At 65.7% G+C, this 14,254-nt stretch carries 13 protein-coding genes; 6 read left to right on the top strand and 7 right to left on the bottom strand.

The window, feature by feature from the left end:
* Position 1 precedes the first annotated feature (1 nt).
* On the bottom strand, positions 2-1,936 hold the full coding sequence (locus ACLIVD_RS05575) for an oxidoreductase (protein ID WP_491932082.1): 1,935 nt from the start codon (positions 1,934-1,936) through the stop codon (positions 2-4).
* A 109-nt stretch (positions 1,937-2,045) separates the two neighbouring features.
* Here ACLIVD_RS05575 and ACLIVD_RS05570 point away from each other — a divergent pair, with 109 nt between their 5' ends.
* From ACLIVD_RS05570 to ACLIVD_RS05545, 6 genes are all read left to right on the top strand, one after another.
* A complete protein-coding gene (locus tag ACLIVD_RS05570; RefSeq protein WP_283330586.1) occupies positions 2,046-2,741 on the top strand; it encodes an alpha/beta fold hydrolase in 696 nt (231 codons plus the stop codon).
* Between the two features lie 79 nt (positions 2,742-2,820).
* Complete coding sequence (locus tag ACLIVD_RS05565; protein WP_280778796.1) at positions 2,821-3,858, top strand: ABC transporter substrate-binding protein; 1,038 nt, start codon at positions 2,821-2,823, stop codon at positions 3,856-3,858.
* On the top strand, positions 3,855-4,634 hold the full coding sequence (locus ACLIVD_RS05560) for an SDR family NAD(P)-dependent oxidoreductase (RefSeq protein WP_280778798.1): 780 nt from the start codon (positions 3,855-3,857) through the stop codon (positions 4,632-4,634). The genes ACLIVD_RS05565 and ACLIVD_RS05560 overlap by 4 nt, the downstream gene beginning before the upstream one ends.
* 61 nt (positions 4,635-4,695) lie before the next feature.
* On the top strand, positions 4,696-5,859 hold the full coding sequence (locus ACLIVD_RS05555; protein ID WP_283330585.1) for an ABC transporter ATP-binding protein: 1,164 nt from the start codon (positions 4,696-4,698) through the stop codon (positions 5,857-5,859).
* Positions 5,859-7,559, top strand: a complete 1,701-nt coding sequence (locus tag ACLIVD_RS05550) for an ABC transporter permease (protein ID WP_105412882.1) — start codon at positions 5,859-5,861, stop codon at positions 7,557-7,559. The genes ACLIVD_RS05555 and ACLIVD_RS05550 overlap by 1 nt, the downstream gene beginning before the upstream one ends.
* Positions 7,560-7,604: 45 nt before the next feature.
* Positions 7,605-8,369, top strand: a complete 765-nt coding sequence (locus tag ACLIVD_RS05545) for an SDR family NAD(P)-dependent oxidoreductase (protein ID WP_280778801.1) — start codon at positions 7,605-7,607, stop codon at positions 8,367-8,369.
* Between the two features lie 67 nt (positions 8,370-8,436).
* Here ACLIVD_RS05545 and ACLIVD_RS05540 read toward each other — a convergent pair whose 3' ends face one another.
* The 6 genes from ACLIVD_RS05540 to ACLIVD_RS05515 form a co-directional block, all read right to left on the bottom strand.
* Positions 8,437-9,468, bottom strand: coding sequence for an NADP-dependent oxidoreductase (locus ACLIVD_RS05540; protein ID WP_283330584.1), 1,032 nt, complete (start codon positions 9,466-9,468; stop codon positions 8,437-8,439).
* Positions 9,469-9,484: 16 nt separating this feature from the next.
* Entirely contained in the window at positions 9,485-10,486 is a 1,002-nt protein-coding gene (locus ACLIVD_RS05535) for an MBL fold metallo-hydrolase (RefSeq protein WP_491932851.1), read from the bottom strand.
* Positions 10,487-10,497: 11 nt separating this feature from the next.
* Positions 10,498-10,833 (bottom strand): EthD family reductase, encoded by a 336-nt coding sequence (locus ACLIVD_RS05530; protein WP_280778804.1) that lies wholly within the window; start codon positions 10,831-10,833, stop codon positions 10,498-10,500.
* A gap of 75 nt (positions 10,834-10,908) precedes the next feature.
* A complete protein-coding gene (locus tag ACLIVD_RS05525; RefSeq protein WP_280779172.1) occupies positions 10,909-11,517 on the bottom strand; it encodes a TetR/AcrR family transcriptional regulator in 609 nt (202 codons plus the stop codon).
* An 83-nt stretch (positions 11,518-11,600) separates the two neighbouring features.
* On the bottom strand, positions 11,601-13,109 hold the full coding sequence (locus ACLIVD_RS05520; protein ID WP_280778805.1) for a class I adenylate-forming enzyme family protein: 1,509 nt from the start codon (positions 13,107-13,109) through the stop codon (positions 11,601-11,603).
* 74 nt (positions 13,110-13,183) lie between these two features.
* On the bottom strand, positions 13,184-14,251 hold the full coding sequence (locus tag ACLIVD_RS05515) for an NAD(P)-dependent alcohol dehydrogenase (protein ID WP_283330583.1): 1,068 nt from the start codon (positions 14,249-14,251) through the stop codon (positions 13,184-13,186).
* Positions 14,252-14,254: the final 3 nt, after the last annotated feature.

Raw genomic sequence — 14,254 nt, 5'->3', positions numbered from 1 at the left:
GTTAACCGCCCGCGGTTAATAAGTACTCACGGGCGACAGCACGGGCTTCGGAGACGGCGTGCGCGACTTTGCGCGGTACGAGCGCGTCGCCGATGATGTGCACGCGTGCGCTTTCCGGTGCGAGTTGCGACCAGTCGCGCGGGCGCCGCTCACCGGCCACGACCACCCGGTCGACGTCGAGGCGCGTCCTCTCCCCCGACAGCGTGTTCTCGAACTCGACCGAGCCGTCGGAGACCGCGACGAGCGACGACAGCACGCGCACGTCGACCGGTTCCCCCGACAGCCGACGCAGGTACTGCACCCGGCCCTCCGCGGGAAGACCCGACGCGAAGGCCGCGGCGGGCGTCAGGACCGTGACGTGGTCGGCACCCGCGGCGAGCGCCGCTTCGACCGTGCTCGCTGCGGGCCAGAGCCCGAATCCGTCGTCGACCACCACGACGTGGCCGGCGCCGCGAAGAGCTCCTCCCCCATCGAGCAACGCCTGAGAGGTGAGCATGGACGACGTTCCCGCCAATTCCTGGGGAAGTTCTTCCACGGCACCGACGGCCAGGACTACGTCATCGAAGTCCGCCAGGTCGTCGGCATTGACGTGGTGCGCCAGACGGATTGCCACCTTCGGCATGTTGTCGGAGTAGTAGTCGAGGAGGCGACGCCAGCCGCTGCGATGCGGCGCGTCTGCCGCTGTCGCAAGCTGGCCTCCGATTCGCTCTCGTTGTTCGAAGAGTGTGACGTCGTGGTCGGGTCCGAGCCGCATCGCGCACTCGAGCCCGGCGGGGCCTGCACCGACGACGGCGATCCGTCTCCGCACTCTCGACCCGCGCGTGGGCCCCAGCGTCAGCGGGTACGCGGGACGTGCGGAATGACCCGGCGGCGCGAGGTCGGGATTGACCGAGCACAGTAGGACGGGGTCGAACGCTCGGCAGTCCTCGTTGCAGGACACGCACGGGCGGATCGACGCCTCGCGGCCGGTCAGTATCTTCCGCGGGAAGTTCGGGTCGGCGATCAGCGGTCGTGCCACACCGACGAGGTCGGCTCCCGATTGCAATGCAGTGTCGATGGACGCACCGGTCCGGAACGACTGCGACACCAGCAGCGGGGTCACTGCGGCGGCGCGTAATTGTCCGACCGAACCGAGCAGCGGCGGGTCGGTTACGGCCATGTCCCGGACGTAGGTGGTGCGTACGCCGACCGTGACGTTGACGTAGTCGAAATCGGAGAGGTGCGGTAGTAGGTCGCAGAGACCGTCCATGCTCAGACCTGCCTCGTCGCCGCCGTCGGAAGAGACGCGGACTCCGAGTACGACACCGGGGCAGGCGTCGCGGACCGCGGAGGCGATGCGGTCGAGGATCCGCACACGCTGAGCACCCGTCGCAGCGTCTCGGCCGAGGTTAGTGTTCGGCGAGAGGAATTGCGAAAGTAGATATCCGTGGGCTGCATGCAGTTCGACGACCGGGAAGCCGGCCGACCACGCGTGGACCGCGGATGTGCGGAATGCGTCGACGACCGCGTCGACGTCGGCGCCCGAGAGGGCGCGCGGTCGCGTCGGTTCGCGGGGCGAGCGGACAGCGGACGGCGCGACGGGGTGACTCCACATCTCGGCGCCCAGAGTTTCGCGTCCGAGGTGCACCAGCTGGCAGGCCGCGATGGCTCCTTCCTCGGTGATCGCCCGCGCCCGAGCCTCCAGGCCCGCGAGGACTTCAGGACGCCAGGCCTCGGTGATGTTGCCGTTGCGGTTGGTCGAACCGGGCGACACCACCGTGCCGCCGACGATGAGCATTGCGGCACCGCCGGCCGCGCAGCGTCGCCAGTAGTCGTCGTCGCCGCGTGAGGGGAGGCCGCCGGCGACGGCACCCGACGCGTGCGGCGTACCGACGAGCCGGTTTGCCAACCGAAGTGAACCGAGCTGCAGCGGCCGCGCTGCACGTGGAGTCGTCACACGGACCTCCTAAGTGAACTGGATTCACTTCACATTATCAGGTGATTGACATCATAAGGCGACTTCCTTAGATTCAAACTGATATCAGTTCAATTTAGCGAGGAGCAACATGTCGTTCGTTCTCGTCCACGGCGCAGGAATGGGCGCCTCGTGCTGGGCGCCTCTCCTCCCCTTGCTCGAAGGTGACACTCTCGCAGTCGATCTCCCGGGACGGGGACGGCGGCACTCCGTCGACCCGCGGTCCGTCACCCTCGACGACTGCGCCGCCGCAGTCATCGGCGACGTGGAGGCGGCGAACCTCGAGGACGTCGTCCTCGTCGCACACTCTTTCGCGGGAGTGACGGCCCCTCGGGTCATGCAGGCACTCGCACACCGACTACGGCACGTGGTCTTCCTGTCCGCCGTCGTCCCGCCCGACGGGACGCGAGTGATCGATCAGATCGATCCGGACGTCCGCGCCGCGGTGGAAGCCTCGATAGAAGATGGTGTGTACCGCCAGGATCCGATGGGCGCCGCCGCGATGCTCTGCAACGACATGGACGCGGAACAGACCGACTGGATGATCGCCCAGTTGGTCGACGATTGCGGCGCGCTACTCACGGAGTCCGTCGACCTGTCCGGTCTCCGCGCCGATATACCCCGTACATACGTACGTTTGACCAAGGACACCTGCTATCCACCCGAACTCCAGGAAAGATCTGCTGCCCTCGTCGGCGGCGACACCGCGTTCCTCGAATCCGGCCACATGGCCATGGTCACGATTCCCGATCGCGTTGCCGCGCTGCTCAACGGTCTCGCGCCGTAGGCCTCATCCGACTCCTCCATCCGTCACCGAATACACGGGTTCGCATTCGGCGAACCGATACCGGAAGGGCTTTCATGCCATGAGAAGTATGCCGATAAAGCTGATGGCCGTCGCAGTGGTCGCCGCTTTCGCCTCCGCCGCTTGTGGATCCGGCGGTTCCGGTTCCACCGGTCCCGTGTCCGGCACGTGGGACGACGTCGTCGCCGCAGCCAAGGGCGAAGGCAGTGTCCTGCTGTACTCGAGCCAGAACCCCGCCAATCTCGAAGCTCTCAAAGTGGCGTTCGAGCAGGAGTATCCCGAGATCTCCCTCGAATACGTCCGGGGCACCGACGCCGACATCAACCCGAAGGTCGAGGTCGAGAATCAGACGAAACGGGGAACGGCTGATGTGCACATGATGACCGACGCCGCCTGGATCGAGACTGCCGCCGAGTCGGGCACCTACTCGACCGATCTCGTCGGCCCGGCATTCGATGCGCCGGAGTACGAACCGCAGAAGAGCATCATTTCCGACAAGTTCTTCCTGACCAGCGCGGCGGTGTTCGCTCTCGGCTGGAACACGACAGCACTTCCGGGAGGTCTGCAGAAGCCGGCAGACCTCCTCGACCCGGCGTTGAAGGGCAAGATCGGAATCGTCAACCCGTCCGGTATCGCCTCGTACGTCGACTTCTACCGATTCTTCGAGAAGAACTTCGGCGCCGACTACCTCCAGAAGCTCGCGGAGCTGAAGCCGCGGATCTACCCGAGTTCACTGGGGGTCGCGCAGGCCTTGACCTCGGGCGAGATCGTCGCAACCCCGGTAGTGCAACCGCTTGTGCGAGAGAAGGAATCGGGAGCACCGGTGGACTGGGCACTGCCCTCGCCCCCGTGGGGAACCCCGTGGTTCACGCACGCACTGTCCGCGGCGCCGCACCCGAATGCCGCACAGGTGCTGGCGAACTTCATGGTCACCCCCGCCGGCCAGAAGGCGTTGTCACTCGGTTACGCGAGCGCACTCCCCGGCATCGAAGGAAGCGTCGCACAGGCGCAGGACATCGCGCTGCCCAACCCGTCCGACCTGACACCCGAATCGCTCACCGAGTACCAGTCCGATTGGGAAAAGAGATTCATCCAGTGACGACCGACGACGCGCGACTGCGCGACACCTGCGCTCTCGTCACCGGTGCTGCACGAGGGATAGGTGCCGCGACCGCAGAACTCTTCCACGCCCACGGCGCCACGGTCTACCTGGGCGACGTCGACGACGAGGTGGGTGAACGTGTCGCGGCGAAAATCGGTGCGCGAGCGCACTACCGGCACCTCGACGTCACCGACGAATCTCAGTGGACGCGCGTCACCACCGAGATGGCGGATCGCGGGCATCCGATGCGTGTTCTCGTCAACTCCGCGGGCGCCGCATCCAAAGCGTCCATCATGCAGACGTCGCTCGCCGACCTACGACGCATGATCGACCTCAACCTTGTGGGGACTTTCCTCGGCCTGCAGGCCGCAGGCGCCGCCATGACCACGGGCGGATCCGTCGTCAACCTGTCCTCGCTGCGTGGCGTCCTCGCGACGGCCGAGCTCGGTGCATACGGCGCGTCGAAGTTCGGCGTTCGCGCCCTGACCCGAGTCGCGGCGTTGGAGTTCGCGGAATCGAATATCCGGGTCAACGCCGTGTGCCCGGGCAGCATTGAAACGGCAATTACCGCCGGCGCCGACTTCGCCGACGACGACATGGACGCGTATGTGAAAAGCATTCCGCTGCAACGCCGAGGTCTACCGCTCGAGGTGGCGAAGGCCATCCTGTTCCTCGCGTGCGAGGACAGCAGTTACATCACGGGCTCCGATCTCATGATCGACGGCGGAACCTCCGCGGGCGCCAGGACTCCGAAGCGCCCGACGCAGTCATGAGATGAACTGACTTCACTTTATTTTTCCTCGACAAACCACTCGCAACCAAGCAGGTGCCAAGGTGACATCACAATTCAGGGTTTCCAACCTGACCAAGACCTTCGGGTCCAACACCATCGTCGATCAACTCGACCTCGACATTCAGGACGGTGAATTTCTCGTCCTACTCGGCCCCAGCGGTTGCGGGAAGACGACGACCCTACGATGCATCGCCGGTCTCGAGACACCCGAGGGCGGGTCGATCACGTTCAAGGACCACACCGTCTTCGATGCGCCGACCCGCATCAACGTTCCGGCCTACAAGCGCAACATCGGCATGGTCTTCCAGTCCTACGCGCTGTGGCCCAACATGACAGTGCGAGAAAACATCCGGTACCCCTTGAAGGTTCGACGGATGAAGAGCGCCATCGCCGCCGGACAGGTCGAGACCGCCGCAGACATGGTCGATTGCGGAGCCCTGCTCGACCGGTATCCGTCCCAGCTCAGCGGTGGACAGCAACAGCGAGTCGCCGTGGCCCGCGGCCTGGTCGCCCAACCCGACCTGGTGCTGTTCGACGAGCCCCTGAGCAATCTCGACGCACGGCTGCGCGATCAGGTGCGGTCCCAGATTCATCAACTACACCAACGACTGGGCTTCACTGCCGTATTCGTCACCCACGATCAGGCCGAGGCATTTGCGCTCGGTGACCGACTCGCCATCATGAAGGCGGGCAAGATCGAACAGTACGACACCCCGGAGCGGGTCTACCAGACCCCGTCCTCCGACTATGTCGCCGCGTTCATCGGGATGGCGAACCGGCTCGAACTCGTCCGCCGGCACGAGGGGTGGACCACGCGAGCGGGGGCTCCCGTCGATCTCGACGCGGCGGGCGTCCAGGGCGACTACATCAGCGGCGATACGGCTGTGGGACGACTCCGGCCCGAAGACCTCGCACTTCATCATTCACTCGACGAGGTCCGTGCGGGTGACGTCGGCTTCGTCGGCGAACTCGTCACCTCCGAGTACGGAGGCCGCTATTTCGACGTGACGGTCGATGCCGGAGGCGAGCAGTTGTTCGTCCGCGCGGACGCGGAACGACACGGACGCTGGTTGCGTGCTGCCACCATCGGATCTCCTCTGGTGGTGAGCTTCTCGCCCACCAAGCTGCGAGTGTTTCCGCACCCGGACGGTCACGTGGATCTCCAGGTTCCCGTGCTCGCCCAGGCCGCCCGATCGGAGGCGTGATGGCTACGGTTGCGGTGAGTCGCGGCGCACGTCCGTTCGTCGTCAGTACGGTGTGGCGTACCCGACTCGGGTACGGCGCACTGCTGGCGGTTCTGGCGTATCTCGTCGTGCTCCCGCTCTTCCGCTTGCAGTCGCTGGCGTTCGAGGACGGCGGTCGCGGATATCAAGCCCAGTACGGCCGATACGACATCGGTCAGACCATCCGGACCACGATCGCCCTCGCTGTCTCGTCGCTCGCCATCGCCATGGTCCTCGGAACGATCCTTGCGTTCGCGGCGACCAGGCTGCCACGCCGGCTGAGCTTCCTCAGGATCGTCCCCATCCTCCCCATCGTGATGCCCGCGGTGGCCAACGTGGTCGGGTGGGCGTTCCTCCTCTCCCCCGGCCCCGGGTACCTGAACGCGCTCCTGCGGAAACTCCCCTGGTGGAACCACGTCGACTCCGGACCCATCGATGTCTACAGCACACCGTGGATCATCATTCTCACGGGCTTCGGACTCACGTCCTTCGTCTACCTCTTCGTCAGCGCGGGAATGCAGAACATCAGTTCCGAGCACCTCGAGGCAGCACAGATCAGCGGTTCGTCGACGCTCGGCGTGTTCTTTCGTGTAGTGCTCCCGCTGCTTCGCCCCTCCCTGGTTTACGGCGGTGGCATCGCGCTGCTTCTCGGATTGGGCCAGTTCACCGGACCACTCCTGTTGGGACAGAACACCGGCGTGAAGGTTCTCACCACCGAAATGTATCGGCGGGTGTCCGAGTCACCGGCGGACTTCGCCGCTGCAGCCGCGGCGGGCTCGCCGCTCGTCATCTTCGGCGTCGTCGTCGTGCTGGCGCAGAAGATGCTTCTCGGCAATCAGTCACGCTTCGTCACGCACGGCGGAAAGGCATTCGCACCGAACACCGGACGCTCGGCGTGGGCCGCCGTGTGCATCTCCGCGTATGCGATGCTCGCACTCGTCGTTCCGCTGATCGGACTCGCCATCGTGGCCGTGTCTCCCTATTGGTCGGAGACACTGTCCTGGAATCTCTTCACACTCGACAACTTCCGGGCGCTGTTCCGGACGGCGAGCATCGTCGACTCGGTGTACACGAGTCTCCTCACCTCCGTGGTGGCGGTCGCCGTCTGCGTGCCGATCGGTTACCTCACCGCCACGCTGCTCGTACGAGGCCGCAAACACAGAGTCCTGGGAACCATCGGTGACATCATCACCGCTCTCCCCCTGGGTATTCCAGCGGTGATCTTCGGCGTCGGGTTCCTGCTCACGTACACCCAGCCTCCGCTGATCCTCTACGGGACCAAAGCGGTCATCATCCTCGTCTACATCGTGCTGATGGTGCCCTTCTCCACCCGGATGCAAATGACGGCGATGCTGTCGCTCGGAGAGACCTACGCCGAGGCGTCGGCAACGAGCGGCGCGAGCCCGTTCGTCACCAATGTGCGGGTGATTCTGCCGCTGATGAGACCGACCGTGCTCAGTTCCGTCGCCTTGATGTTCATCCTGCTGACCCACGAGTTCGCCGCCTCACTGCTCGTCCGTGCCGCCACGACACAGGTGATGGGGACGCTGCTGTTCGACCTGTGGGAGAACGGCTCCTACCCGCTGGTGGCCGCGATGGCTCTTCTCATGACCGCGGTAACCAGCATCGGTGTCGTGGTCGCGATGCTCGTCGGTGGCCGAAACGTGTTGAGCAACCTCTGATATCGACCTTCCCTGCCCGAGCCGAACAAGTGACAAGGAGTCCAGATGACTGTCGGCCCTGACCGACTTCGCGACAAGGTCGTCCTACTGACGGGTGCGACCGGTGGTATCGGCGCGGAGATCGTCCGAAGGCTCGCCGAAGAGGGCGCTCACGTCGTCCTGACCGATCTCGGGAAATCGGTCTGCCAGGACTTGCTCGATACCCTCACCCAGCCCGAGCGACATGCGGCGCTCGCCCTCGACGTCTCCTCCGAGGAACAGTGGGAAGACGTCGTGGCAGCAACCGAGAGCACGTTCGGCGCGCTGCACGCCTTGGTCAACAACGCTGCCATCGGCAGCGTCGCCACAGTCGACGAGGAAACCCGATCACAATGGGACCGGGTGATCGGGGTCGGCCAGACCGGCACGTGGCTGGGTATGAAACACGCCGGGCCGCTGATCGAGCGGAGCGGCGGCGGTTCCATCGTGAACATGTGCTCGATACTGGGAACGGTGGGCGGCCTGGGCAACAGCGTTGCCTACGCAGCCGCCAAAGGCGCAGTCCGCACGATGACCAAGAACGCTGCCCTGCACTGGGCGAAAGCGGGGGTGCGCGTCAACTCTCTGCACCCGGGATTCATCGGTACGCCCCCACTACTCGAGCGCTGGGAGGGCAGCGAGCGTCACCGCGAGATGCTGGCCGGCACCCCGATGGGTCGTCTCGGGCGGGGTGAGGAGATTGCGGCCGTCGTCGCCTTCCTGGCCGGTGACGACTCCACCTTCGTCACCGGCTCGGAGATCTACGCCGACGGTGGGTGGACGGCGGCCTGAGCTGCGCAGACGAACATGGCCTCCGCGTGATGCGGAGGCCATGTTCGTCGGTGTAGCCGTCGGAGCATCAGCGTAGGCGGCACAGCGTCTTTCCCACGGTGCGGCCGTGCAGCATCGCGACGATGGCGTCCGGCGCCGACCCGAGGCCGTCGAACACGGTCTCCTCGACTACGAGGCGACCGTCGCGGAGGTAGCTCCCGACCTCGGCCCGCATGTCGCCGAGCAGATGGTCGTACGCTCCAGCCCGGAAACCCTGCACCGTCAGGTTCTTCGCGACGATCTGAAAGAGATTGCCCGGACTCGGTGCCGCCGTGTCCGCGTCATAGGAGGCGACGGCGCCCGCCATGGCCACCCGGCCGCCTGGCCGGAGGTGATACAGGGCGGCCTCGAGGTGCGCTCCTCCCACGTTGTCGAAATACAGGTCGATGCCGTCGGGTGCCGCGCTTGCGAGCGCTCCGGCCAGGTCCGGGCTGTGGTAGTCGAATGCGGCATCGAGTTTCAGTTCGTCCAGCAGGAACCTGACCTTCTCGCCGGAACCGGTACTGCCGACCACGTAGTGACCTCTGAGTTTTGCAATCTGCGCGGCGAGGCTGCCGACCGCACCCGCGGCCGACGAAATCCACACGGCGTCTCCGCTCGTGAGTCCACCGATGCACTGCAATCCCACGTACGCCGTGAGCCCGGAACTGCCCAGCGCTCCGAGATAGGATTGCGGCGGGTGCACGCTCGTGTCGAGGCGTGTCACGCCGCCTGCCCCGGCCAAGGTTTCGCTGCCCTGCCGGACCACCGCGAACTCGCGAAAACCCTTGATGTGCAGAACCGTGTCGCCCTTCTCGAAGCCGGGGTCACGGGACTCGAGTACCTCGCCGACAGCCAACCCGGTCAGTGTCTCCCCGATGCGGAACGGTGGGAGGTAGCCCGCGGGGCCGGTGGGGCCGAGACGCATCCTGACAGACGGGTCGATCGACGACCACGAGTTGCGCACGAGAATGTCACCGGGCGCCAGTTCTTCCGGAACCGTCACCACGTCGAGGTGGAAATCCGACGGCCGGACCTTCCCCCGGGGATGGTGCGCCAGTTTCAGCTCATGACTCTGCATGGGAATCCTTCCGCACTCAGACGATGGAGAAGACGTCGCGGTCGTCTCGTCTTCGGACTGTGAGCCGGCCGCGATCGACCAACGTGTCGAGGTGGGCGAGGGTCTCACAGGTCGCGATCATTTGATTGAACGGGTCGAGGGTGGAGAACGGCCTCTCGCGACGGGTCCACGTGACCGCGCCTGCGACGGCAATCGCGGTCGCGGGCCCGAGCGAGACCAGCGCATCGCGCATGGCTATGAAGCGCCGGTCGTGATGCGCGAGAAGTTCCTCGACGCGCAGGTGCACGCTCGGTGTCGGATCTCCGTGCGCCGGGAGCAGTTGCGAGTCGGGGCGTTCGAGCATACGGGTCAGCGACTCGAGGTAGCGCCCCAACGGCAGATCCCAGTCGCCGAGTTCGAAGCCGATCGACGGTGTGATCGTGGGCAGGACGTGGTCGCCACTGAAGAGCACCCCTTGCTCTTCGTCGTGAAAGACCATGTGCCCCTTTGTGTGGCCGGGCGTGTGCACCACGTCGAGTGTGCGCCGTCCGATCCGGACCGGACCTGCGGTGAGCCAGTGGTCGGGCTGTTCCCAGTCCGAGGGGTGGAACGGCTCCGCGGCGGTCAGAACCTCGACCGTGTCCGCAAGGAGGGTGGCACCGGCGCGGCGGAGTTCGTGCAGCGAATCCGTCGGCACGTTACTGCCGAGTGCACTGACGGCTGCCAATCCGTCAGCCTCGGCGATCCCGAGGTGGACGCGGGAGCCGTGACGGCGGCGGAGTTCGATCGCGAACGTGTAGTGATCGCGGTGCACGTGGGTGACATAGATGTCGTGAATCTGCTCGGTGCTGTGCCCGATCCGAAGCAGTGCGCGCTCCATCTCGTCGAAGGTCGTGTCGACTCGCCAGCCACCGTCGATGAGGGCCAGTCCCTCCTCGGTCTCGAGGGCGTAGACGTTCACTGCTCCGAGGCCGTCGCCAGGCATCTGGAGGGGCACTCGGTGCACACCGGGCGCCACCTCGAAGCAGCCCGGTTCCATCCAGTGCGCCCTCATGATTCACCGCTGCCCACTTCGACCATCGTTTTCTCCTCCCCCATGACGAGGATGCGCTTTCCACGCATCTGGCCGACGTTGTCCACTGCGGCTTGCCATTCCGGGCTGGCGAGTGCGGCATCGAGGTCCTCGCGGGAGTCGAAGCTCAGAATCGAGACGCCGTCCCATTCCCGGGACCGGTCGTCCATGGCGTCGAGCACCTCGGTGTGCTGCCAGCGCCGCAGGCCCGGCAGCGGGTAGGTCACGTCGGCATGTTCACCGCGCCACCACTCGATGAACTGCTCATGGCTCCAGTCGTGCGGACGAGCGGCCAAGACGATCAAGTTGTACATCATCACTCCATAACTGACCTGAATTTAGTTCAAATATCGAGAGTAAGAAAAACCACCCCTCCGCACACGCCCGCGTCACGCGCGGACGATGCGCAGGGTGGCGTCGCGAACGTGCTGGTTGAGCTGGTCGAGGGTCATGTCCCCGCCCGGTCGATACCACCGCCACACACTGACGACGAGACCGAGAATCAGCCGGGCCATCAATCGTGGATCACTGTCGGCGAATACGCCCGCACCCATCCCCCGCGCAATGAGAAGAGACCACTCTTCTTCGATCGAGTTCACCAGCGCGCGCGAGGTCTGACGCTCGGCCTCTTCCTTCTCCGATTGGCGGGGAGTGGCGAGCAGATCCATGTGGCTTTGGAGGATGCGCCGCTGAAGGGCGTCCCGCGGGGTCGCTTCCAGAGCGCTGGTGACGGCGGCACTCAACGCCTCGACCGGGTCGTCGATGCCCTCGATCGCGGCGGTGAATCGCTCGAGCGACTGCGCCAGTTCGAGACGCATGATGGTCAGCAGGCAGTGACCCTTCGACTCGAAATAGTGATAGAGCGCCGTCTGGCCGATGCCCACCTCGTCGGCAATCGACGCCCACTTCGTGTGCTCGAAGCCGACCTCCCCGAAGCGTTCGATCGCGGCCGTCAGAATGAGCCCGCGCTTCGAACGCGGACCATCGCGGAGCGTCATGGCTTCTACGGACACGGGTCCCCCATCCATCTGTTTGTTCGGGTCGGTACCTCAGAGACTACCTGAACTGAGGTGAAGTCGGGTCAATATGAGTGGCTGTCGGTACCCGCGAGCAGGCGTGTTGCAAGATCTACCGCATCCGGTCGAGACAGCTTCCCCACCCGATTCTGCGGCAGATCGTCGATCGTGAAGACGAACTCCGGCCACTTGAACTTCGGGAACTCGATGTCTCCGAGATATGCGACGACCTCGTCGAGGGTGATCGGATCGCCGGTACTCACGACCAGGGCCGCGGCACGTTCACCGAGTAGCTCGTCCGGAACGGGGACCACACACACCTGGGACACGGTCGGGATGCGTGCGATCGCGGCCTCGACCTCGTTGATGTCGATGTTGCGGCCCCCGCGAATGATGATCTGCTTCTGGCGCCCCATGACCCGGATGCTGCCGTCTTCGGCGACTTCGACGAGGTCGCCGGTGGGCAGGAATCCGTCCGCGGTGAGTTCCGGGGGTGCGGGAACCCCTGCCCGTGCATAGCCGACGAAGAGGGAAGGCCCCTTGACCTGGGCATCGCCCACGCGGCCCGGTGGCAGAGTAGCGCCGTGTGCGTCGACCGCCCGGACGACGGTCCCGGGGAAGGGACGACCGTCCCGCCCCAGGCGAACGTCCGGTTCGTCCGCGGGCAGCGGGGTCGTGTGCCCGAGACACTCGGACATACCGAACACACGCAGGAATGTGGTGCCGAGGGTCTGCTCGGCGCGGCCGAGCGCGCCGGCATCCATGGGACCGCCGCCGACGGTCATTGCGCGCAGCGACGTCAGCGCTCCCGCAGCGTCCGGCGCGACGGCCAGCTGAAGCGCCATGGTCGGGACGAGCATCGTCCACGCGACCCGGTGTTCCCGGACGATCTGGAGGGCGGTCGCAGGCTTCCAGCCGTCCATGCAGACCATCGGCGCGGCCAGCACGGCGGGGAGATAGAGCCCGAAGCAGAATGCCGCTACCGACGACAGTGGCACGAACGCCGCGACAGGATCTCCGGGTTCGAGGCCGACCGCCTCGATCGTGCACCGGCAGGCGTACCGGATTGCAGATTCGGACTGCACCACGCACTTGGGATGTCCGGTCGACCCGGACGTCATCGCGATCGCGATCCCGCCGTTCCACCGCTCGATGTCGCTGACCGGTGATCGCGACCAGCGCATCACCCAGCCTGCCGTCGCGACCGCCTCCTCGCAGAACCGGTCCTCCGGTACACCCCAGTGCGAGAGCGACTGCCGGTCGGCGATCACCACGTCGGGTGCGATGTCGTTCAGGGCCACGGCGAACTCCGACGGGGTGGCATGTCGGCTGAACACCGCGATCAGGCCGCCGCGCAGTCCGACGGCGATGGCCGCGGCGAGTGTGCGCCACGTGTTGTCAGCCTGCACCAGCACCGTCGGTGAGCCACCCGTCGCGGCGTCCAGCTGGGCGGCGAGCCCGGTTGCCGCCGCGACAACCTCCGCCACCGTGTGCTCCCCCGTTGCATCGACGACTGCGATGTCATCCGGAGAATTCGCTGCGCGAGCAACGAATTCGCGTGCCAGCTCCCACATTCCGCCGACCTTTCATTGAAGTGAACTAGTTTCATTATTGACTACAACGCGCACCGCACCCAGCTTTTCGTCCGTTACGGGATCACGACGGCCCTCCCGGTGATCTCGCCGCGTCGCAACTTCGAATACACGTCGAGAACGTCGTCCAACGGGTACGCGGTCGCTTCGACGGCCAGCAGGCCTCGGTTCGCGAGGTCGACCACGGCCTCGAGGTCTGCTCGCGTTCCCCAGAACGGCGCAGTCACCTGCCACCCCGTCGCGAGTCCCACGTCTTTGCCCACCGTGAGCCGACCGCCGGCGCTGCCGACGGTGACCAGTCGGCCGCCGGGGGCGAGCAACTGCGCCGCCGATTCCATCGTGTCCGGCGCTCCCACGAAATCGAAGACCACATCAGCGCAGTGACGCCGGGCGACACCGGACCGAGAGGCCGCAACCTCCGCGATGTCCGACACCGCCACGTCCGCCCCCAGTCGACGCGCGAGGTCGCGCGAACTCTCACGCGGATCGACCGCGATGATCGTTCCCGCGCCCAGTGCGCGAAGAACCTGGATCGCGATGTGGCCCAGTCCCCCGACACCGACCACCACGGAAACGGAGTCGGCGTCGACGAGATCACGGTTGGTACGGATTGCGTGATAGGCCGTCAGGGCGGCGTCGGCGAGTGGGGCGGCGCTCTCGGGGGCGAGTCCGTGGGTACGGACCAGGCACCGCTCCGATGGAACGATCATGGTGTCGGCCAGACCGCCGTCATGGCCGATGCCGTTGCCGATCGCGGTGAGACGGCCGTCCTCGCGTGCGCTCAGTTCGAAGCAATAGTTCTCACGGTTTCGGCGGCAGTTGCGGCATTGCCCGCACGACCAGACACCATGGACGACGACGGACTCGCCGATCCAGGACGTGTCCGCCGACGGGCCCGCACCGACGACGGTTCCCGCTACCTCGTGCCCGAGCGTGAACGGGAGGGGATAGTCGAATACTCCCGCGGGTGCGTCCATCACGTGCAGATCGGATCTGCACAGCCCGGCGGCCTCGACTCGGAGGAGCAGCTGATGCCCCTGTGGTTCGGGAACCGGGATGCGCACAACTCGTGCACCGTCGCCCCAGCCGGTCAGGCGTACTGCGCGCATTGTCGGAACTGCCATGAG

Source organism: Rhodococcus sp. G6(2025) (assembly GCF_058628105.1).
The sequence above is the reverse complement of the archived record's forward strand: the minus strand, read 5'-3'. Positions and strand labels throughout refer to the sequence as shown.